Source organism: Chryseobacterium sp. L12 (genome assembly GCF_056133985.1).
On the sequence record NZ_JBVYOF010000018.1, the window covers coordinates 39,582 to 59,102 of the forward strand.

General features: G+C 33.9%; 17 protein-coding genes. 7 read left to right on the top strand and 10 right to left on the bottom strand.

The genetic code is table 11. From position 1 onward, the window contains the following. Positions 1-2 precede the first annotated feature (2 nt). The 9 genes from AC0NBN_RS11370 to flxA all read right to left on the bottom strand — a co-directional run bounded on the left by AC0NBN_RS11370 (position 3) and on the right by flxA (position 10,426). Positions 3-878: an SDH family Clp fold serine proteinase gene (locus tag AC0NBN_RS11370; protein WP_143883258.1), complete on the bottom strand. Its 876-nt coding sequence runs from the start codon at positions 876-878 to the stop codon at positions 3-5. 35 nt (positions 879-913) lie between these two features. Continuing rightward, entirely contained in the window at positions 914-1,882 is a 969-nt protein-coding gene (gene trpS / locus AC0NBN_RS11375) for a tryptophan--tRNA ligase (protein WP_143883257.1), read from the bottom strand. Positions 1,883-2,079: 197 nt separating this feature from the next. Further along, a complete protein-coding gene (locus tag AC0NBN_RS11380) occupies positions 2,080-3,741 on the bottom strand; it encodes a C45 family autoproteolytic acyltransferase/hydolase (RefSeq protein ID WP_160812689.1) in 1,662 nt (553 codons plus the stop codon). Next, on the bottom strand, positions 3,741-5,270 hold the full coding sequence (locus AC0NBN_RS11385; RefSeq protein WP_160812688.1) for an FAD-dependent oxidoreductase: 1,530 nt from the start codon (positions 5,268-5,270) through the stop codon (positions 3,741-3,743). Before AC0NBN_RS11385 ends, AC0NBN_RS11380 begins: the two co-directional genes overlap by 1 nt. Before the next feature lie 334 nt (positions 5,271-5,604). Further along, entirely contained in the window at positions 5,605-6,489 is an 885-nt protein-coding gene (locus AC0NBN_RS11390) for an LpxL/LpxP family acyltransferase (protein ID WP_160812687.1), read from the bottom strand. Positions 6,490-6,567: 78 nt separating this feature from the next. Further along, on the bottom strand, positions 6,568-6,819 hold the full coding sequence (locus AC0NBN_RS11395; RefSeq protein WP_160812686.1) for an acyl carrier protein: 252 nt from the start codon (positions 6,817-6,819) through the stop codon (positions 6,568-6,570). 3 nt (positions 6,820-6,822) lie between these two features. After that, positions 6,823-8,043, bottom strand: a complete 1,221-nt coding sequence (locus AC0NBN_RS11400) for a beta-ketoacyl-[acyl-carrier-protein] synthase family protein (RefSeq protein WP_160812685.1) — start codon at positions 8,041-8,043, stop codon at positions 6,823-6,825. Positions 8,044-8,130: 87 nt separating this feature from the next. Then, entirely contained in the window at positions 8,131-8,862 is a 732-nt protein-coding gene (gene flxB, locus AC0NBN_RS11405) for a flexirubin biosynthesis SDR family reductase FlxB (protein WP_160812684.1), read from the bottom strand. 43 nt (positions 8,863-8,905) lie between these two features. After that, positions 8,906-10,426, bottom strand: a complete 1,521-nt coding sequence (gene flxA, locus AC0NBN_RS11410; RefSeq protein WP_160812683.1) for a flexirubin biosynthesis tyrosine ammonia-lyase FlxA — start codon at positions 10,424-10,426, stop codon at positions 8,906-8,908. 97 nt (positions 10,427-10,523) lie between these two features. Between flxA and AC0NBN_RS11415 the strand changes: the two genes are divergently transcribed. Further along, positions 10,524-11,768, top strand: coding sequence for a tryptophan 7-halogenase (locus tag AC0NBN_RS11415; protein ID WP_160812682.1), 1,245 nt, complete (start codon positions 10,524-10,526; stop codon positions 11,766-11,768). A gap of 34 nt (positions 11,769-11,802) precedes the next feature. Here AC0NBN_RS11415 and flxY read toward each other — a convergent pair whose 3' ends face one another. Continuing rightward, entirely contained in the window at positions 11,803-13,095 is a 1,293-nt protein-coding gene (gene flxY, locus AC0NBN_RS11420) for a flexirubin biosynthesis putative acyl-CoA ligase FlxY (RefSeq protein ID WP_160812721.1), read from the bottom strand. Between the two features lie 321 nt (positions 13,096-13,416). Here flxY and AC0NBN_RS11425 point away from each other — a divergent pair, with 321 nt between their 5' ends. From AC0NBN_RS11425 to AC0NBN_RS11450, 6 genes are all read left to right on the top strand, one after another. Beyond that, the gene (locus AC0NBN_RS11425; protein WP_160812681.1) at positions 13,417-14,367 is read left to right on the top strand and encodes an HNH endonuclease signature motif containing protein; all 951 of its coding nucleotides are present in this window, start codon (positions 13,417-13,419) and stop codon (positions 14,365-14,367) included. Positions 14,368-14,503: 136 nt separating this feature from the next. Then, positions 14,504-17,893: an isoleucine--tRNA ligase gene (gene ileS / locus AC0NBN_RS11430; protein WP_160812680.1), complete on the top strand. Its 3,390-nt coding sequence runs from the start codon at positions 14,504-14,506 to the stop codon at positions 17,891-17,893. 59 nt (positions 17,894-17,952) lie between these two features. Then, positions 17,953-18,333, top strand: coding sequence for a TraR/DksA family transcriptional regulator (locus AC0NBN_RS11435; RefSeq protein WP_089741706.1), 381 nt, complete (start codon positions 17,953-17,955; stop codon positions 18,331-18,333). A gap of 86 nt (positions 18,334-18,419) precedes the next feature. Continuing rightward, a complete protein-coding gene (locus AC0NBN_RS11440; protein WP_160812679.1) occupies positions 18,420-18,665 on the top strand; it encodes a DUF6576 domain-containing protein in 246 nt (81 codons plus the stop codon). A gap of 15 nt (positions 18,666-18,680) precedes the next feature. Then, a complete protein-coding gene (locus tag AC0NBN_RS11445) occupies positions 18,681-18,872 on the top strand; it encodes a DUF2683 family protein (RefSeq protein ID WP_160812678.1) in 192 nt (63 codons plus the stop codon). Continuing rightward, complete coding sequence (locus tag AC0NBN_RS11450; protein ID WP_143883244.1) at positions 18,872-19,513, top strand: lipoprotein signal peptidase; 642 nt, start codon at positions 18,872-18,874, stop codon at positions 19,511-19,513. Before AC0NBN_RS11445 ends, AC0NBN_RS11450 begins: the two co-directional genes overlap by 1 nt. Positions 19,514-19,521 lie beyond the last annotated feature (8 nt).

The window sequence follows — 19,521 nt, forward strand, 5'->3', positions numbered from 1 at the left end:
ATTTAAAAATGATTTTTTGTGTGTATAAATATACCTTGATTATTAGTGAATTCTAAAAATGAGTTTAATAATTCATTATATGACCTTATAAGATTACTTAACACGGGATCTAAAGAATAGTCGTTTATTTTGAGTCGGATGTCCTTTTCTAAAGTTTCAATATTAATTGGTCTTCCATGTGATTTCCATTTATTATTATTACTTAAGTCGTTTGCGATTTCTTCAGCTCTTCTTTCTTTATCCTCATCAGTTACAGGACTGCCAATATTCGTAGTAGTATGTTTATCCCAATTTTTAAATTTGAATTTAACAAGCCATTTTTTCAATAAAGCAACTGACAATTCTCTAGCTTGTTCGTAACTTCTTAATTCAGCTAAATCAAAATCTTTTAAGATTAAAAACTCTGGTTGTGTTAAGTCTCCAGTTTTTGATTTCTCTAACATTTCATTAATTTTATCTAAATAACCTAAAGCTGGAACAAATTTACCCTCCCTGTTTTGAATTTGTGGATCTATTGGTCCTAATACAGAATAATAATCCATGAATATGCTATCTCCGCTCATGCAAAAGATTGTTCCAGCACTATATGCATAATCAGGAACTATAAAATGAACTTCTTCGTAATGATATCTTAATATATTGACACATCTTTCCACTGCATTTGCTGAACCTCCCGTGGATGTTAATATAATATAAATTTTATCTTTTTTATCTCCGTCTGCTACTAAAGATTCTATAATATTTAAAAAAGTTTTCTCAATACCATTGAAAAAATGTCCAGTATATGAAATAACATCTGCATTAAAATGATTTGCTAAATCATTTAATTTATTTGTTAAATCTTGTTTTGCTAAAGTAATGATGTGATCTAATTTCATCGCAACAAATTATATTCCAAATATATATTAAATTTTTACAGTCCCAAATATTTTCTAACTCTTTTTAATGTATCTACAGCAATCACTCTCGTTTTGGATGCACCTTCCTGAAGTTTTGCTTCAAGTTCATCAAGATTGTTCATATAATAAGAAAACAACTCTCTTTCTTTTTCAAATTTTGTAAGAATCAGATCCAAAAGCTCTTTTTTAGCATGACCATAACCGAAGTTTCCTGCTAAGTATTTTGCTCTTAGCTCTTCAGTTTGTTCTGGAGTTGCAATCAGTTCGTAAATTGCAAAAGTTTTATCTGTTGACGGATCTTTTGGTTCCTCTAAAGTTTTAGAATCACTTTCAATACCCATTACCTGCTTTTTTAATTCTTTTTCGGGCAAGAAAATATTAATAATATTTCCTCTTGATTTAGACATTTTATTTCCATCAGTTCCCGGAACATATTTGGTATTTTCCTGTAATTCAGATTGTGGAAGCACAAAAACTTCTCCCATCTGGTTATTAAATCTTGAAGCCACATCACGTGCAATCTCCAAATGCTGCAGCTGGTCTTTTCCTACCGGAACAATTTCTGCATCGTACAGCAAAATATCTGCAGCCATCAAAATAGGATAGGTAAATAATCCGGCATTCACATCTTGTAGTCTGTCTGCCTTATCCTTGAACGAATGCGCTAAAGTTAATCTCTGATACGGAAAAAAACATGATAAATGCCAAGAAAGTTCACAGGTTTCAGGAATATCGCTTTGTCTGTAAAAATAAGTTTTTTCGGTATCTAATCCACAAGCAAGCCAAGCCGCAGCAATCTCGTAGGTGTTTTGTTTCAGTTCATCAGCATTTTTGATCTGCGTTAAAGAATGCAGATTGGCAATGAATAAAAAAGATTCGTTTTCCGATTGTTTTGAAAGCTCAATCGCAGGAATAATTGCACCTAAAAGGTTTCCCAAATGCGGTGTTCCGGTGGCTTGAATGCCGGTAAGAATTCTTGACATTTTTTAATTTTTAAATTAACAAAGTGCAAATTTAATTATTTCTCCGGCAGATTAGTAGAATTGTAGCGAAGATTTTGATCTAAACTAAGAGCTCGTTTTGTATTTAATTAAACGATGGAGTAATGATTTTCCACCAATACTCTAAATTAACCCTCAAGATGGAAAATTAACTTTACAACTGTGGAAAACTACCAGAACTATCTTAATTTTCTTTTAGTTTGATTCAAATACTTTACAACCTGTTTTTTGTCAGGTAAAGTCGTAATTTCTTTGGTCAACGCTTTTTCAAATTCAATCTTTGCACGTTGGTAATCTTTAAACTTAAAATAATACTTTCCAGCCAAAAAATAACCTGACCAAAGATCCGGATTCAGAGTCTGAAACTCTGATATAAAATCTTCGCTCAAAACTATATTATCTTTTTCAATGGCATTAAGAATTTCCGACTGCATCAATTTATAAACTTCGTAGTCTTCAAATTCCTTAGAATTTACAAACGGATCTTCGGGAATATTCAATTCAGATTTTGAAAATTTTCCATTCTCTAATCTTTTATCCGAAAATATCTCATTCAGATCATAGCACACAAATTCTCCAAGCTGATAAGGATTTGAAGAAACCCAAACAAGCTTTTTTTCAGGCGAAAAAATTACCGCATGATGAGCCAAAAGCTGATTGATTGCCTTTTCATTTCCATAACCTATTTTTTTCCCACGCAATCCTGATCTATTCCTTAAAATTGAAGCTATTTTTTCGGGATTTAGTTTTTTGTTGAGATCTAAGAGTTCCTGAAGTTTTTTGTACCGGTATTCTGAATGACTTTCTTTTTGATGTTTTTGATTTCTTTTATCATTTTGATAATTTTCTGACTGAAAATGATTAGTACAAACAATCGCATCAGAATTTACAACATCATAAACACCGAAGTTTTTAGGTGAAACTTCAATAATGACTGCTTTTTTGTCAGCTGCACTTCCTACTAAAATAGATTCTGATACAAAAACTTTACGCTTTTTTGCAATTGCAATTGCTTCATCAATGGTTGCAGCATATTGCAAAATTTCTCTTGTCACCAAAGAAATAGGTGTTTTTGCAGTCAACGGAACTTTAGATTTTCCGGCGTTGATGGTTACGGTAATTCCTTCTTTGTTCATCCCAGAAACCACTCCGATCATTCCGGGCCAGCTTACAGAAAAATACGGAATCCCATTCTCTGGTTCAACAAACTGTATCAATTTATTTCTGGCGAAATCATCACCTGCATAAAAGTCAAAATTTCTTCCGATCAGCAAATTTCCATCCTCTGTATTATCATTCCACGCTGCGAGAGAACTGCATCCCACCATCATCAGATCCTGCATTGCATGACCAATATCGTGAGCTCCGTGTAAGTATAGAGTTCGGTGAAACTTCGGAGCAATAAAATTGTACTGATCTGATGAATATTGTGACAAACCATACAATTCCGCCTGGAAATCTTCTCTTACATTGAGATGCATTTTCCGGTTATACCATTTCAGAAAACCACGCAGAAGGCTTTGCTTCAGTTTTGACGGAACAATATCTTCTACTTTAGAAAAGAAAATCTTCTCTTGTATCTGCATTAAATCTTTAGTTAAAGCTCCGTTATTATATCCCAGCTGCAAAGAATTTCCTTTAATGTACAATTCCCAAAGCTGCTGTTTGTTTTTTGTTAAATAATTTTGTTTAAAACTAAAAGTAGAGTCATTAATTTTATCAACTTTTGGAATTTCAAGTGAATATTGCTGTATATCAGGAAGATGTTTCATTGACTTCCGAACACCGCAGGAAATAAGATTTAAACTCAGAAATAAATAGAGCAGAAATTTACTTTTCATTAGTTTGTCTTGTTTAAAACTTCATTGAGCCGTTCATCAATTATTTCTTTACCTAAAATTTCTGCACAAGTATTAAATGCACCAATAGTACAGCCTAAAATTCCATGCATATTCACCGACTGTCCGGTAAGAAAAAGGTTATTAATTTTTGTTCGCGGAGAAACCATTGTTTTTAAAGGGTTCTCAGATGTTTTTGCATAACCATACATATTCCCTTCAAAATTGCCGATATAATCACGATAGGAAAGCGGAGTAGATGTGTAAATACTTTTAATGGAATCACGCAGATCAGGAAACTTTTTTTCAAGTGCATCAATCATTTTATAAGCCTTCTCAAGCTTAAATTTTTCATATAATTCTCCTCTGTCATGCTCATCCGTAACAGTATTGAATGTATCTTCCCATTTTCGCACTTCTTCAAAATCCATATAAGAAATTGCCGTTAGGCTTTCTGCAAAAGAAGAATTTTGTTTAGAAGGAGTTGACGACAGCATATAGGTTTGTGGCCAATTGTCTGTGGTATATTTAAAAGCATTCCAAACCATATTTTCAGAAGCGTAATGATATATATTGTAATTGAAATTTAGGATTTTTTCCGGCTTCAGAACAAGATAGACACTAAAGCACGAGGAAACAGGTTCCCAACTCAAAACCCGATTAACAAATGACTTTTTCAGCTGTTTTTCCCCAATCATTTTGATTGTGGAGCGGATTTCAATGTTTGATATAAATTTATCGGCATACAACTCATTTCCTTCCTTAGTTTTCGCAGCAACTAGATTTCCTTCCGAATTAAAAACAAATTCTGAAACTTCTGTCCGTTTATAAACTTCTGCTCCGTATTCACGCAGTTTTCTGACGAGCAGTTTTGAAATCTGACTTCCGCCTTTTTCACATTTGTACGCACTTTGAATGTAAGAATTAACCGTTAATGCATGAACGTAAAACTGAATATTTTCGGAATCTCCTGCATAGAGAAAGTTGGAACCCAATAAAACGGACTGTAATTTTCTGTTTGGTGTAATGGATTCTATAAATCTTTTAGTATTGAGATGTAAAATTTCTTCGTTATAATTATCTTTTCCAACTAAATTATATCTCGGAAAATTGCTGCATACTCTTTGAAGTTCTTCACAATAATTTTCTAAATTTTCTTTTTCTTCCGGAAAGTATTTTGACAATTGCTCGACAAAATTTTCATAACCTTGAGCGTGCGGATATTCAGTTTTATCATTTCCAAAAGTAATTTTATCGTAGCCGTTTTCATCCATCTTCTGAAGATCAAGATCCTTCATAATTTCCAGATAAGAAAAAAACTGATAAAGATTCTGACCTTTTGAAAGTCCGCCTAAATAATGAACTCCCGTATCAAAGATGAGTTTGTCGCGTGAAAATGTCTGAAGATTTCCGCCGTATTGATTATTTTTCTCCAAAACACAGACTTTTAAGCCTTCTTTAGCTAAAATAAGTGCTGAAACAAGACCGCCAATCCCACTTCCGATTATCAGTATGTCGTAGTGTTTTTTCAAATTTTGATTATCGTTTTTAATTGCAAAAGGTACAAAAGTTTATTTACTTGAAAATGGATATTGGTTATTTTACATCATCCTTGTCAAGGTTTTGAACCTTCACAAGGATTTAATGGTGAACCTACCATTTGAGTAAAGCGAAAGAATAAACACCGAATAACGCAGCCCGACTTGAGCGGAGCTCTTTTTACGAGGAGGAACGACGAGCAAAAAAGCGGGAGCGGAAGACATAAATGAGAGAAAAGCGAAGGCTTTTGTTGATATTTACGAACGAAGTTCATAGCTGCCCTAAAAATTGGAAAAGTCTTCAACAAATGTCAAAGGAGGAAAAAAATCAGTCTACATCATCCCAAAAATCAAAATAATTGAACCATTGAAGCGGATATTTCTGAATCATTAATTCAAGATTTTGGGTATAAGAATTCAAGAGTCCCTGTGCATCACGTTTTTTGATGTTTTGGGCTTTTCTCGCATATAAATGATAATGAAGATTTTTTTCTTTCATCACATATACATAAACAACCGGGACTCCCAATCTCGAGGCAATAAGAAAAGGACCTGCCGGAAACTTTGCCGTTTTACCTAAAAGATTTGCTTCTAAATACTTAGAACCTTCAAAATAACGGTCTCCGGTAAAACAGATGAGTTCGTTTTTAGATAACGCTTCATTAATCTCGAAAATATGTGACATGTCTTCTTTGATGTAAATGAATTTGATGCTGCTTTTGTTAATAGAAACACTTTCCAGATATTCTTTAATCACTGTAACTTCCTGGTCTGTGGTGACTAAATTTATCTGACAGTCAAAATCTATATCAGCAAAAAAATATTCTGCCACTTCAAAATTCCCGATATGCGCACTGATGAGGACGCCTCCTTTTTTTTCCGCTAAAAGCTGGCGCAATGTATCAATTCCGTCAAATTCGTAAGTGTATTTTTGGCGCAGCCCTGCAGAAATTGCAGTTTTATCAATAAGGGTTTGTCCGAAAGTAAAATAGCTCTTAAACAGCGAAAGTTTTGTTTTCCAATAGCTGTAATAAAGTCTTTTGCGAAAGTAATAAGTATAATATCTGTTGCTGCCTTTTTCAAACAAAAAATAATAGAAGGCAACAAAATAGAGAACAAAATACGAACTTCTGATTCCGATATTTCTAATACACCAAACGAAAATCTGATAACCCAGAATCGTTCCTTTAGATCTACCTTTCCATTTGTTCATAACAATTTAATTTAACAATTTACTTATGTAACAGTGTAACAATTAAAATTATTGGTACATTGCTAAACTGGAAAATTGTTACATTTTAGAGCTGATTTTGTTTTCTATTGTTGAATAAAAATCATCGAAAGTGATAATGTTTTTAAAATCAGCTTCACCTAGTTTCACCCCAAAATTAGATTCGATAACAACAACCAAATCTATATAATCTAAACTGTCTAAACCCAAAGTTTTTTTAAAATGAGCATCATTGCTGATTTCATCGCCATCGACTTCAAATTCATTGATCAAAAAATCATTAGCAATGTCAACAATTTTTTCTCTTTCCATTTCTTACTCAAATTTTTTAACAATTAACGCGGAGTTGGTTCCTCCGAATCCAAAAGAATTTGACAAAAATACATCAATTTTTTGACTTTTTGTCTCAGCTATAAGATTTATCTTTTGAGCATCTTCGTCAGGATTTTCAAGATTGATATTAGGTGCAATAAAATCGTTTTGCATCATCAAAACAGAATAGATCACTTCACTGGCTCCTGCCATCCAGCATTCGTGCCCCGTCATTGATTTCGTAGAACTTACAGGAACTTCGCTTCCGAAAATTTCGTGGATTGCTTTCGCTTCGTTGGCATCACCAATTGGCGTGGAAGTAGCATGAGCATTGATATAATTTATGTCTTTTGCTTCTAAGCCAGATTGTTGCAATGCTCTGTTCATTGCTAAAGCGGGTCCGTCAACATTAGGCGTAGAAATATGTCCTCCATTTGATGAAAAACCATATCCTACGATTTCAGCAATAACATCCGCACCCCTTTTTTGGGCAGATTCCAGGCTTTCAACAATTAAAGTTGCCGCTCCTCCACTGGGAATTAAGCCGTCCCTATCTATATCAAAAGGTCTGGATGCTTTTGTAGGCTCATTTTCTCTTGCCGAAAAAACGCCTAATCCATCAAAACTCGCCATTGAATAATGATTGGTTTCCTGAGCTCCTCCGCAAATAATCATTTCCTGAAAACCATTTTTAATCATCATAAACGCTAAACCTAATGAATGAGAACCGCTTGCACAAGCCGCGCTAACTGTTAAGTTGATTCCTTTTAATCTGAAAATAGTAGAAAGATTCATCGTTACCGTAGAGTTCATAGATTTAAAGATTGCTCCGGAACCCATCAACGCGGTGTCTTTTTTTTCTCTGGCAATATCGATGGATTCTACCACGGCTTTTGAAACACTGTCGTTTCCATAAAGAATTCCTACTTCATTAGTATCTAAAAAATCCTGGTCAATATTTGCCTGTTTCAAAGCATCAAGTGTTGCGATGTAAGCATATTCGCTTTCTTCTCCCATACTTATACGCTGTCTGCGATTGAGAAGATTTTTGAGATCAGGTTTTGGTACAACGCCCGTTAATCCTGATCTAAAACCAAATTCTTTTCTGTTTTCATCTAAAACAATCCCGGATTTACCGTGATAAAGGGATTCTTTCACTTCTTCCAAAGAAGTTCCGATGCAAGAATAAATTCCCATTCCGGTAATGACTACCCTATTTTCCATTTTTTTAAATTTAACAACGTATCAGTCTAATAATGTATCAATTAAAAACATTGGTAAACTGGTACATTATTACATTGTTACATTATTTTATGAATAAATTCCACCGTTGATATTAATGACTTCTCCTGTAATGTAAGAAGATTTTCTTGAGGCTAAAAACACCACCAAATCTGCAACTTCTTCGGCTTCGCCAAATCTGTTCACAGGAATCATTGCTTTTAATTCGTCTTCATTAAAATCCTGCGTCATATCTGTTTTGATAAAACCCGGCGCAACAGCATTTACAGTGATATTTCTTTTGGCAACTTCCTGAGCCAAAGCTTTTGTAGCTCCTACTAAAGCTCCTTTCGCTGCCGAATAATTGGTTTGTCCTGCCGTTCCTTTCACTCCGGAAACCGAAACCATATTGATGATTCTACCGTATTTATTTCTCAGTAATTTCTGAATAAAGAAATTGGTGACGTTGTAAAAACCATTTAAACTCGTGTTAATAACAGAGTTCCAATCTTCACTTGGCATCCACATAAATAATCCGTCTCTTGTGATTCCGGCATTGTTGACAATGACTTCTACAATCGCTTTAGGATTATTCTCTTGCCATTCCGTTAAAACTTTCTGTGTTTCTTCGGTATTTCCTACATCAAATTTTAGAATCTCTCCTGTAGATCCCAATTCCTTCACTTTGGCCAATGTTTCTTTAGCTGCCGTTTCGTTTGAAGTATAATTGATTAATATATGATAGTTTTTTTCTTCAGCCAGTTTTATACAGATCGCTTTACCAATACCTCTGGAACCTCCTGTTACAATTGCACATTTCATCGTTACTTGTTTTTATGATAAGACATTTTTATGGTCTTAATTGTTACGTTGTCTTTAAATATTTTTTCACCTTTTCCAGATACGGATACATCACCATATCATCTGAAAATGCAGGAATAATTTCCCTGATATGATCATAAAGCTCTTTTGTAGAAGATGAAATTTTATCCTGATACTCCAAAAATTCAATCGCCTGAACAATGGTAATGGCTTCAATCGCCAAGACTTCAAAAGCATTCTCAATGACTTTTCTGCAAACAACTGCAGCATTGGTTCCCATACTTACAATATCCTGATTATCATTATTATTAGGAATACTGTGAACATACATCGGGTTAGACAACATCTGGCTTTCTGCCGTTGTAGAAGTTGCCGTAAACTGAACTCCCTGCATCCCGAAATTGAATCCTAATTTACCTAAATTGACAAAAGGAGGCAAAATTTCGTTGATTTTAGAATTCAGAAGATAATTTAATTGTCTTTCCGCCAACATTGTTAGTTTTGTCACCACAATTTTCAGCTTGTCCATTTCTAAAGAAACATAATCTCCGTGGAAGTTTCCGCCGTGATAAACGTGCTGATTTTCAACATCTATAATCGGATTGTCATTGGCAGAATTAATCTCGTTTTCAAGGACTTTCTCTGTATATTCCAATGTATCCAAAACAGGTCCTAAAATTTGGGGAACACATCGAATAGAATAATATTCCTGTACTTTTTCTTTAAAAACCTTTTCCTGTTCTTCAAAATGAGTGTATAAATGATCTGCTCTTTTTCTTACCAATTGACTGTCAGACAAATGCGCTCTCATTTTTTCAGCAATTTTTTGCTGTCCGGAATGTAGTTTTGTCTGGTTCAAAGCTTCCGACAAATGATCGTCATACGCCAGAACAATCTCGTTAATTGCGCAAGAAAGTTTTAAGGAAATATCAACTAACTGATTGGTTTTATATGCATTAACTACACCTATTCCCGACATGACAGAAGTTCCGTTCATTAAACCTAAACCTTCACGAATCTCAACTTTAATAGGCGTTAAACCTTCTGTTGCAAAAACTTCTTTTGTAGATTTTCTTTCACCCTGATGAAAAACTTCGCCTTCACCAATTAAAACCAAAGCCAAATGTGCTAACTGAACCAAATCTCCGCTTGCTCCAACGCCGCCGTGTTCAAAAATCAATGGTGTAATATCTCTGTTAATTAATTCTTTAAGTAAATTAACAACTGAAACGTGAATTCCTGAATTTCCTCTCGAAAGCGTATTCATTCTTGCCAACATACAGGCCTTTACTTCATCTGCCGGTAAAGGGTTTCCAATACCCGAAGAATGGCTTCTGATTAAATTATACTGAAGCTGATGGGTATCTTCATCACTGATTTTAAACTGAGCCATCGGTCCGAAACCGGTATTCACTCCATAAATTACCTTATTTTTTGAAAATTCCTTCAAAAACTCAAAACTTTCTTTTACCCGAGATAAAAGCTCATCATCCAATTCAATTTTTTCATTTTTAATAATGATTTTTTGAAAATCACTGAGCTTTAAAAAGTTATTTATTTTCATTCAGTAAAGTAATAATGTATAATTTTGCAGATCTAAAATTAATTGTAATTAATTTTGCGGCAAAGATAGAAGTTATTTATAAAATAAAAAATCGGAGATGAGCAAAGAATTTGTTGATGTTCTTGTCATAGGAGCTGGCCCATCAGGATGTGTATCTTCCTCATACTTAAAGAACAACAACATCAATGTAAAAGTGGTTGAAAAGACCAGATTTCCCAGATTGGTTGTAGGCGAGAGCTTAATCCCAAGAGTGATGGATCATTTTGATGAAGCGGGACTATTTCCTGCTCTGGATAAAATGGGATTTGAAAAAAAACTTGGCGCCCGTTTTTTAAGAGGCGATGAAGTTTGTCTTTTTGATTTTAGTAATAAATTTGGAGAAGGATGGGACTGGACGTGGCAGGTTCCGAGAGCAGATTTTGATCAAGTTCTGGCTCAGGAAGTCATTAATAAAGGTGTAGATCTGGAATTTGAAACAGAAGTAACCGGAATTGAATTTAACGGAACAGATTCTGTTACGACCGTAAAAAATAAAAACGGAGAAACCAAAGAAATCCACGCAAAGTTTGTGATTGATTCCAGCGGTTACGGAAGAGTTTTACCGAGACTTTTAGATTTAGAAAAACCTTCAAAACTATCTCCGCATTCTGCTATTTTTTCTCACGTAAAAGATATTAACCGAGAAGAAGGCACGGAAGGAACTTTAATTTCTTTTGACATTATTGAAACTGAAGTCTGGCTTTGGGTAATCCCTTTTTCCAATGGCAATACAAGCGTAGGAATTGTAGGACCCACTGATTATATCGATAAACTTTCTGAAAATGGTAACACTGCCGAAGCTTTACGAAAAGCAATCTCGCTTTCAGATTATTATGTAAAGCGTTTCGGGGATGTAGAATTTTTATTTGAACCAAAACATCTGAAAGATTATTCGTGTTCCGTCAAAAAGCTATTCGGAGACGGATTTGCATTAACCGGAAATGCTTCAGAATTTCTTGATCCTGTTTTTTCATCGGGAATGGCATTCGCAACAGAATCCGGAATGTTGGCTGCAAAATTAGCAATCAGACAATTGAACGGAGAAAAAATTGACTGGCAAAAAGAATATTCAGATTATATTTTATACGGCGTTAATGTTTTCACAACGTACGTAAAAGAGTGGTACACCGGAAATCTTCAGGAATTATTTTTCCATCAACCTGAAAATCCGGACGTGAAAAGAAAAATCTGCGCAGTTTTAGCAGGTTACGTTTGGGACAAGAAAAATACTTTTGTGAGAATACACGATACAGCCATCAAAAATCTGGCAGAATTTATTAAAACAGAAAAAATACAAGCATAAAAAATCGGTCTGAGAATTTTCAGACCGCTTTTGTTTATCTTAAATCTACAAAGTTAATTGGCTTTCTACTATTCGGGTTAAAAACTGTTTTAGACAAAATATCAAAATCTACTATTTCAATTTTCGGACTTACTCTTAATTTTGCTCTGAAATGATCCCGAACTTCGTTTTCAAAATTTTCGTCGCTGATTTCTGTGCTTAATTTGATTATAATTTCATCCAAACCTATTTCATTTGACTGAATCACAACTTGATAGCATAAAATCCCGTCAAAATCATTCAAAATATCATTCATCGCAGGTGGATATAAAGTCGTTCCTTTATATTTAATCATCTGTTGTTTTCTGCCGATAACCGGACCTAATCTCATCGTATTTCTTCCACATTTGCAAGTCTCATAATGCGCTTTTACAATATCTCCTGTTTTAAATCTCAACAAAGGAAGTGCTTCTACACCAAGAGTCGTAATCGTTAATTCTCCGGTTTGGCCTTCTTTTACAGGATTTCCGTCATCGTCAAGAATTTCGGTGATGATTAATTCCGGATGTTGATGTCCGCCAACTTGAAATTCACATTCTGTAAAAGCTGTACTCATTTCTGTTGAAGCATAGGTTGAATACAATTGAATATTCCATTTTTCTTTGATTTTCTGAGAAAGGATATTATCTGTAAAATCCTGATTCTTGATGCTTTCACCGATGCAGACTGCACCAATTACACTTGAATTTTTATAATCTACATTGTTTTTCTCAGCATAATCAATCATTTTCAGCAAAAAAGACGGAACGGTGATTAAATATTTTGGTTGATACCTGAAAATAGAATCCCATTGCAACTCCGGAATTCCGGGTCCCATTCTCACAACTCCCGCTCCGATTTTTCTTAAACCAAGCAAATATGCCAAACCTGCAATAAACCGCTTATCAATTGTGGTAATCATCTGTACAACATCACCTTTGGAAATTCCTGCACAAGAGAGAGAAATTGCTTCGTTGTAGGCAATTCGTTCCATGTCTTTTTCAGACAGTCCGAATGTAACAGGATCTCCCAACGTTCCTGATGTTGTGCTGAAATCTACGATTTCGGTCATCGGAACACAGAAAAAATCATCATTATGAAGTTGCAAATCAGTCTTTGTAGTGACAGGAAGTTTAGACAAATCTTCTAACGTACAAATGTTAGAAATATCGATGCTCTTTTCCTTAAATAAGTTCTGATAAAAAGGAGAATAAGTTTCAAGATATTTCAAAAGCTCTTTCAGTTTTTCTTCCTGAAACTTTTTGATGTCCTGAATGTCTGATTTTTCGATGAGTGGGAAGAATTCCAATAGTTTAAATTTAGATGACAAATTTATTTAATTTAAAATTATTTATTATGCGTAATATTAGTTTTCCAGCTCAAAAATGCATTTGGACTTATACCATTTGGATATAATACAGTTATAGTCTCCAATTGTTACAAATACACTTATTTTAAATTCTTTTGTATATTTCGCAAAATTAATAATGGCTTAATTATATAAATTAGAATTTGATCTAATTATAAATTTAAACTTTAATGATCTATGCATAAAAAATTTATAGGAACTTTGATATTAATAACCATCCCGTTTTATATAGTATATAGATTGTTTTTATCCGTTCCAATAATGATTTGGAATAAACTCATTGTAATCACTATAGTATTACTCATCGCATTTATAATCTACAAATTCGTTGAAAAGTTTGGCTACGATATTTATACAGAAATATATTTTAGAAGTAAAAAATTTGTAATAATAAAGGAAAGTATTAGTGAACATACTATAAATTGTAATGATCTAAATCATTACATCGAAGAATTAAAAAAATCTTACGTAAGAGTTGCATCCTATAATTATGGCACAAGTCAAGTTATTGATAATAGTATATTTAATTTCCAAAGGAAAGAGTGGAATAAAATCACATATAATAACCAAACCTTTCAATGTTCAGCAAGTATTTGTACAAATGCAAGTAGACAACCAATTAAGTATCTCTGTAAATACTTTAATATAAAAATAGACGAAGAATCACTTTCTAAATTTGAAGGTATATTAAATGATTTTATTTCTGTTGAACAAGGTAAAAATTTATTACTAAAAGAAAGAGAATCAATAGTTAATAGCATCTCCAAATCAATTCCTTTTTTAATACAAAAATTCAGCAAAGAAAAATTAACTACAAAATTAGGTTTTGAAACAATAGATATAAGTGATACATATATTCCAACTTTCACATTTCAATATGTTTCAGCAGGAGGGAACAGTTCCTCAAATTGTGTTATACCTCTAAATATTAAAAATTTGAATCAGCTAATAAATTATTTAAACGATATTATAGAACAAACAAAAAGTATTGCTGGACAAAGAGCTCTAATGACTTCAAATTTAAGAGAGAAGATTAAGCAAAGAGATAATTATCAATGCTGTGCTTGTAATATAGGAATAAAACATGAACCAAATTTATTATTAGAAATTGATCATATAATTCCATTATCAAAAGGAGGAATGACTACATTAGATAATCTCCAAACTTTATGTTGGAAATGTAATAGAACAAAAGGAGCAAAAATAATTTAAAAACAAATTCAAAATTCAAACATTAAGTTTTCTTACAGCTTTTTAATAAATCGCATCAAAATAAAACATATATTATAAACCGACAAAATTCACTAAATTTGCCAACTTGATTAATCAACGAAATTGAGAAATTACAATGAGCCAATTTAAAGAATATAAAAACCTCAACCTTATAGACGTAGCCGAAAATGTTTCGGAGTTCTGGAAAGCAAATGACACTTTTGCAAAAAGTGTGGAAACGCGTCAGGGAAATCCTGAGTTTGTGTTTTATGAAGGTCCGCCTTCAGCCAACGGAATGCCCGGAATTCACCACGTTATGGCAAGAGCGTTGAAAGATATTTTCTGCCGTTACCAAACTCAGAACGGGAAACAGGTTTTCCGTAAAGCTGGTTGGGACACACACGGACTTCCGGTAGAACTTGGAGTTGAAAAAGAACTCGGAATTACAAAAGAAGATATTGGCAAAAAAATTTCGATTGAAGATTACAACAAAGCTTGTCGTGAAGCAGTAATGCGTTACACTGATGTCTGGAACCACCTTACCGAAAAAATCGGATATTGGGTAGATCTGGAAGATCCGTATATCACGTACAAATCAAAATACATGGAAACCGTTTGGTGGTTGCTAAAACAATTGTACAGCAAAGAATTGTTGTATAAAGGGTATACAATTCAGCCTTATTCACCGAAAGCAGGAACCGGACTTTCTTCTCACGAACTGAATCAGCCGGGAACTTACCGTGATGTTACAGATACTACAATTGTTGCCCAATTTAAAGTAAAAAAAGATTCTTCAGAATTATTCAATGATGTTGACGGAGATGTAAATATTTTAGCTTGGACGACAACTCCGTGGACTTTACCTTCAAACACAGCTTTGGCGATAGGAAGAGATATTGAATATGTTGTTGTGAAAACTTTCAACCAATATACTTTTGAGCCTGTAACCGTTGTTTTGGCAAGAGTTTTATTGGAGAAAAATTTCGGTAAAAAATTCGTGGAAGGAACTGATGATGATTTGGCAAATTATACTTCAGACAGCAAAACCATTCCATTTAAAATTCTAAAAGAATTTACCGGAGAAAAATTAGCAGGAACTCAATACGAGCAATTAATTCCTTGGTTTACCCCAAATGAAAGCCCTGAAAAAGCATTCAGAGTGATTATCGGAGATTTTGTAACTACGGAAGACGGTACCGGAATTGTTCACATCGCTCCTACTTTTGGTGCCGATGATGCGAGAGTAGCGAAAGATGCGGGAATTCCACCAATGTTGGTAAAAGATGAAAATGATAATCTGGTTCCTCTGGTAGATTTGCAGGGTAAATTTATTAAAGGAGAAAATGTTCCGGAAACTTTCTCAGGAAAATATATTAAAAACGAATATTACGATGAAGGAACTGCTCCCGAAAAATCCTGGGATGTAGAACTTGCCATTTTGCTGAAAACAGAAAATAAAGCCTTCAAAGTAGAAAAATATGTTCACAGCTACCCTCATTGCTGGAGAACAGATAAACCTGTTTTGTACTATCCGCTTGATTCATGGTTTGTGAAAATGTCTCAGGTGAAAAACCGTTTGGTAGAACTCAACGAAACCATCAACTGGAAACCGAAATCTACCGGAGAAGGGCGTTTTGCCAACTGGCTTGAAAACGTAAACGACTGGAATCTTTCCCGTTCAAGATATTGGGGAATTCCGTTGCCAATCTGGAGAACAGAAGATCAGAAAGAAGAAAAAATCATCGGTTCTGTAGAAGAATTATATAATGAAATTGAGAAATCTATCGCTGCAGGATTAATGACAGAAAACCCTTTTAAAGGTTTTGAAATCGGAAATATGTCTGAAGAAAATTATTCTTTGGTTGACTTACACAAAAATATTGTTGATAAGATCGTTTTGGTTTCAGAGTCAGGAAAAACAATGAACCGTGAAAGTGATTTGATCGACGTTTGGTTTGATTCCGGATCGATGCCTTATGCGCAGTTGCATTATCCTTTTGAAAATAAAGAATTAATTGATAACAACAAAGCATTCCCGGCAGATTTTATCGCTGAAGGCGTTGACCAGACTCGTGGATGGTTTTATACCCTTCATGCGATCGGAACAGCAGTTTTTGATTCTGTTGCTTATAAAAATGTAATGAGTAACGGACTTGTTTTGGATAAAAACGGTCAGAAAATGTCTAAACGTCTCGGAAATGCAGTAGATCCTTTTGAAACGCTTGCAGATTATGGTCCCGATGCTACGCGTTGGTACATGATTTCCAATGCAAATCCTTGGGAAAATTTGAAGTTTGACAAAGACGGAATTGATGAAGTGAGAAGAAAATTCTTCGGAACTCTTTACAATACGTATTCATTCTTCGCTTTATATGCAAATGTTGATGGATTTAATTATTCTGAAAAAGAAGTTGAAAACAGACCAGAAATCGATAGATGGATTTTATCTGAATTAAATCTTTTAATTAAGGAAGTAAAAGCATTCTACGAAGATTATGAGCCGACAAGAGTTGCAAGAGCCATCAGCACTTTTGTGAATGACAATTTATCAAACTGGTACGTAAGATTGTGCAGAAGACGTTTCTGGAAAGGAGATTATTCTGATGACAAAATCTCTGCTTATCAGACTTTATACATCTGTCTGGAAACGGTTGCTAAATTATCCGCTCCGATCGCTCCATTCTTTATGGATCAGCTGTATCAGGATCTGAATAAAGTAACGGGAAATGACAGCAATGAATCGGTACATTTAACAGATTTCCCGGTTGCAGATGAAAGTTTGATTGATCAGGATTTGGTAGAGAAAACGCATTTGGCACAAAATATTACAAGTTTAGTATTGTCAATTCGACGTGCAGAAAGTATAAAAGTGCGTCAACCACTTCAAAAAGTTTTAATTCCGGTATTGGATAAGAAAACAGAAGAGCAAATTTTAGCGGTTGCAGAATTAATTAAACAAGAAGTTAATGTTAAAGAATTACAATTAATCAATGCGGAAGAAGCATCCCATTTAATTGTAAAACAGATTAAACCGAACTTTAAAACTTTGGGTTCAAGACTTGGAAAAGATATGAAAGTTGTTGGTAATGAAATCAATAATCTTTCTGCAGACCAAATTTCATCTTTAGAGAAAAACGGAAGCATCAACATTCAGGGATACGAAATTACAACAGCGGATGTTGAAATTTCCACCAAAGACATTCCGGGATGGACGGTAACTTCAGACGGAAAAACAACTGTGGCACTAGATTTGAAGCTGACAGATGAGTTAAAATCTGAAGGCATCGCAAGAGAGTTTATCAACAGAATTCAGAATCTTAGAAAAGAAAAAGATTTTGATTTAACAGATAAAATCAGCATTATTTTGGAAGAAAACAATCCTTTTCTTGAACAAATCAGACAAAATGAAGAATATATTTCATCTGAGGTGTTGTCAAACAAAATAGAAGTTGTATCTTCACTTTCAAATTTTAACGAAATCGACATTGATGACCAAAATTTTAAAGTGAATGTTGAAAAAAATTAATATTTAATTGTTGTTTTTTCAAATTCCAATTCATAATTTTATTAAAAAGAAAAAGAGCCATGCAAGACGAAAGAGTGCGATACAGCGACGCTGATTTACAGGAATTTAAAAAAGTAATCAAAGAAAAAATAGATAAAGCTGAAAGAGATCTTCAGCTGATCAGAGAAAGTTTCATCAATGACCAGAACAATGGTACAGATGATACTTCGCCTACCTTCAAAGCTTTTGAAGAAGGTGCTGAAACATTGAGTAAAGAGCAGAATTCTATTCTTGCCGGAAGACAGGAAAAGTTTGTACGTGATCTGAAAAATGCACTGATCAGGATTGAAAATAAAACGTATGGCATCTGCAGAGTAACCGGAAAGCTGATTCCGAAGGAAAGACTTCTGGCCGTTCCGCATGCTACTTTAAGTATTGAAGCTAAAAATATGCAGAGATAATTATTTTATCTTATTTTTGTAAATAATTAATTGGGTTTATATAATGTTTTTACAGCATTTTATAAACCTAATTTTTAATTATAGCTATGACTGAATTTGTGATTTTAGCCGTAATCATCATTGCTGTTTTGGCATTTTTCAACAGAGAAAAGCTGAAAGAGAATTTTTTTCCTGAAAAGGAAAAAAATTACACGATTGACGACAAATTTAATTCTGACAAACGCGAAAGAGAGAAGGAAATAGACAGACTTCTGGGTAAAATGGGCAAAAACGGCATCAATGATCTTTCTGCAAAAGACAGAAAAAGACTGGATGAGCTTTCCCGCAAATAATTTTAAAATCAAATAATGGAATCTATCATCGTGCACACCAAAAATTCTATGGAGCTGAATGCGCTGAAAAGCGTATTGAAGGAAATGGGAATTAAATATGAAAAATTTCACACAAAAAATACTTTTCACAATCAGAAAACGATTAAAAAAGTAATTGAAAAGAAAAACGAAAAAATTAATAAACCATCAAAACCAAAAGGATTGTAATGAAGAAGATTGCTTTGGTGACCTTTCTTATCTTATTGATAGATCAGGCTTCTAAAATTTATGTAAAAACAAATTTCCAGCTTAACGAAAGCGTTCCTGTAATTGATGGCTTTTTTAATAAAACTTTTGTTGAAAATCCCGGAATGGCTTACGGATTTCATTTTGGAGGAATTATCGGCAAATATTTTCTGGTGATCATAAGATTGTTTTTGATTGGCGGAATGATTTATCTCTTTAAAAAATGGCTGAAAAGAGGGGAATCTAATTATCTCCTGATTCCTATGGCAATGATTTTTGCAGGAGCCATCGGAAATTTGATTGATGGAATGTTTTACGGTTTAATCTTTGACAGCGGAACTGTTTTCGACGAAAATACAGGAAGATGGATCGGCTATGGCGGAGTTTCTAAATTGGTTCCTTTTGGAGAAGGATATTCTGCTTTTATGAAAGGTTGTGTGGTAGATATGCTGCATTTTCCTATTGTTGACTGGAATGTACCTGAAAGCTGGCCTTTGATTGGAGGAAAGCACATTGAGTTTTTTAAATATATTTTTAATATTGCCGATTCTGCAATTACCGTGGGAGCTGCACTGTTATTGATTTTCAGAAAAAAAGCATTTCCAAACGGATTGGAGTTCTAAAATACAAT

Coding starts and splice junctions, on each gene's coding strand:
- AC0NBN_RS11370 (WP_143883258.1), bottom strand. CDS start 878: ATGAAATTAGATCACATCATTACTTTAGCAAAACAAGATTTAACAAAT.
- trpS (WP_143883257.1), bottom strand. CDS start 1,882: ATGTCAAGAATTCTTACCGGCATTCAAGCCACCGGAACACCGCATTTG.
- AC0NBN_RS11380 (WP_160812689.1), bottom strand. CDS start 3,741: ATGAAAAGTAAATTTCTGCTCTATTTATTTCTGAGTTTAAATCTTATT.
- AC0NBN_RS11390 (WP_160812687.1), bottom strand. CDS start 6,489: ATGAACAAATGGAAAGGTAGATCTAAAGGAACGATTCTGGGTTATCAG.
- AC0NBN_RS11395 (WP_160812686.1), bottom strand. CDS start 6,819: ATGGAAAGAGAAAAAATTGTTGACATTGCTAATGATTTTTTGATCAAT.
- AC0NBN_RS11400 (WP_160812685.1), bottom strand. CDS start 8,043: ATGGAAAATAGGGTAGTCATTACCGGAATGGGAATTTATTCTTGCATC.
- flxB (WP_160812684.1), bottom strand. CDS start 8,862: ATGAAATGTGCAATTGTAACAGGAGGTTCCAGAGGTATTGGTAAAGCG.
- flxA (WP_160812683.1), bottom strand. CDS start 10,426: ATGAAAATAAATAACTTTTTAAAGCTCAGTGATTTTCAAAAAATCATT.
- AC0NBN_RS11415 (WP_160812682.1), top strand. CDS start 10,524: ATGAGCAAAGAATTTGTTGATGTTCTTGTCATAGGAGCTGGCCCATCA.
- AC0NBN_RS11425 (WP_160812681.1), top strand. CDS start 13,417: ATGATTTGGAATAAACTCATTGTAATCACTATAGTATTACTCATCGCA.
- ileS (WP_160812680.1), top strand. CDS start 14,504: ATGAGCCAATTTAAAGAATATAAAAACCTCAACCTTATAGACGTAGCC.
- AC0NBN_RS11435 (WP_089741706.1), top strand. CDS start 17,953: ATGCAAGACGAAAGAGTGCGATACAGCGACGCTGATTTACAGGAATTT.
- AC0NBN_RS11440 (WP_160812679.1), top strand. CDS start 18,420: ATGACTGAATTTGTGATTTTAGCCGTAATCATCATTGCTGTTTTGGCA.
- AC0NBN_RS11445 (WP_160812678.1), top strand. CDS start 18,681: ATGGAATCTATCATCGTGCACACCAAAAATTCTATGGAGCTGAATGCG.
- AC0NBN_RS11450 (WP_143883244.1), top strand. CDS start 18,872: ATGAAGAAGATTGCTTTGGTGACCTTTCTTATCTTATTGATAGATCAG.